The following is a 2,236-nucleotide window of genomic DNA, read 5'->3' as shown; positions in this document are numbered from 1 at the left end:
CTAAAAAAGCGGGGAACGGGTACCGTTACCCAGCAGCCCAATGCAGTTATGACAAATCCTGATGGTTCGACGATTGCGGGAGCGACGGCAGTGACTGACGCGGTGCAGCAGTTGCTCGGCGTAGATTGCCGTTCGTTTAAACAGATTTCCATGATTGCACAGGGCGAGTTTATGAAGCTGCTCACGGCGGATAGTCAGTCCAGAGCAAAAATTATCCGCAATGTTTTTCACACCGAAGAACTGGTGCGTCTGCAAAAGTGTATCAAGACGGAATATCTTGCCCAGAATCGAACCTGTGAGGACATGCACCGTGCTCTTTTGCAGTATGCAGAGGGCTTTCAATTAGAAGAAAACGCAGAAACACAGGAGCTCAGCGAACTTTTACCGCTGGTTCAAGAGCAAAATAGACGCGATGCACAGACAATAAAACAATTAGACAAACAATTACGTCAGCTGCGCGCGGCGCGTACTGCGGCGACAGAAGCAGTGATTCAAGCGGAAACACAGCTGCAAGCGCGCAATAAGTGGCTGGCTGTTAAGCAGCAGTTGACACAGCTGGAAGCACAGCTGCCGGATATGCAAGCACAAACCGAACGACTGGAACAGGCGCGCCGCGCAAGAGATTTGGTGCAGCCGCAGTGGCAGGCATATCAATCGGAACAGGCGCGATGGGAACAGTTGTCTAATCGTGTACAGGCGCAAAAACAGCATGTAGAGCAGCTGAAACAACAGAATACATCGCTGGAAGAGCAAAAACAGCAGGCAGAAACACAGCTTCCACAGCTGAATCTTTTGCAGCAGGAAATGACTCGCTTGAGTGATGCCAAAAAACAGGCAGAAATCTGGCGGGACAAACAGGTACAGGCGAAAAAAGCGAGAGATTCTGCTGATTCTCTGCAAACACAGTATCAACAAACCGCGAATGCTTTACAAACAGAACGACAGCGCATCGAGAGCCTGCGAAAGCAGATCGAGAGTCTGCATGACTTACAGATGCAGCGGGAAACATTGCGCAGTGCGTGGAAAGAGGCAACGGAGCAGGTAAAACAGCTGAACAGCAAACGGGACCTGTTTGCAGAACTGTCGAACTGCCAAGTCCAATTAGACAAACAGCAGAGTACTTATGAGAAACAGGAACGACTGTATCTAACTGAGGAACAGAAGTATCGTACAGCAGAATTGTACTGGATGCGCGGACAAGCGGGCATCTTGGCACAAGATCTGCGGGATCATATGCCGTGTCCGGTGTGCGGAGCACTGGAACATCCGCATCCAGCTCAGTTGCAGGCACACGTACCGACAGAGCAGGAATTGCAAGCATTGCGAGAAAACGCAGAGCATAACCGTGCGGCACTGCAGCAGGTCAGTGAACAGACAGCAGCGGTGCGTTCGCGTATGGAAACAGCAAAACATGCTGTCCGGCAGGCTATGCAGGAACTGTTTGATGAGCCGGATACCACACAGGAGCAGCTGCTGCACATAATTGTGCAAAAAACAGAGGAAACCGAACAGCTGTTGAAACAGGGCAAAGAACTTTCCGAGCAGGTCAGCCGGATGGAGCAGATAGATGGGCAGCTGCAAGCGATACAACGGCAATTGCCGGAATTAGAGCGAGAGGCACAGCGGGCAGAACAAGCCTATCATGCGGCAGACCGCAAGGCTGCTGCGATAGAAGCGGAGGCTCAGACCGTTCAAAGTACGTTGCCGACGTGCGATCTTGCTGGCATCGAGGCAAAGCTGCACGAGAAGCAGGAAACGTATGATGCGCTGCATCAGCATATTGACAAGGCAAAAAATGACTGGGAGAGCCATCAGCGCAAGTTGAGCAGTGCGGTCGAAGTATATCGCTCTGCCTGTGCGCAAGAGCAGCAGCAACAGCAGCTGGCAAAGACTGCACAAAAAGCATGGAAAGATGCTGTTTACACAGCTGGCTTTGCGAGCGGAAAAGCCTATCATGCGGCTCTGCTGGCACCAGAGGCGTTTCGGCGTGCAGAACAACAATGCCAAGCGTTCTCTCAGCAATTGACGACTGCGCGTTCGCTGGAACGGGAATATGCTGCCGCTGTCCCGGATGGAGAACCGCAAGATATAGAGCAGCTGAGACAGCAGCGGGAACAGGCAGAGCGCATATGCCAAGAGAAAGAACGGCTTCGCACACAATGTGCTGCGCGAAGGGAAAACAATCAAGCTGTGCTGTCACGGATTGAGCGAATGCAGAACGAACTGGAACAGCTGG

Annotated in this window: 1 protein-coding gene; it reads left to right on the top strand. The window is 52.0% G+C overall.

Annotated features, from left to right (window positions below):
- Positions 1-2,236, top strand: a 2,236-nt coding sequence (locus ACR0P9_RS11335; protein WP_432620217.1) for a hypothetical protein, incomplete at both ends; no start/stop codon positions are given.

It is taken from the genome of Butyricicoccus sp., assembly GCF_050872565.1.
Classification (GTDB): domain Bacteria; phylum Bacillota; class Clostridia; order Oscillospirales; family Butyricicoccaceae; genus Butyricicoccus_A.
This window is presented reverse-complemented; position numbering and strand designations above follow the sequence as displayed.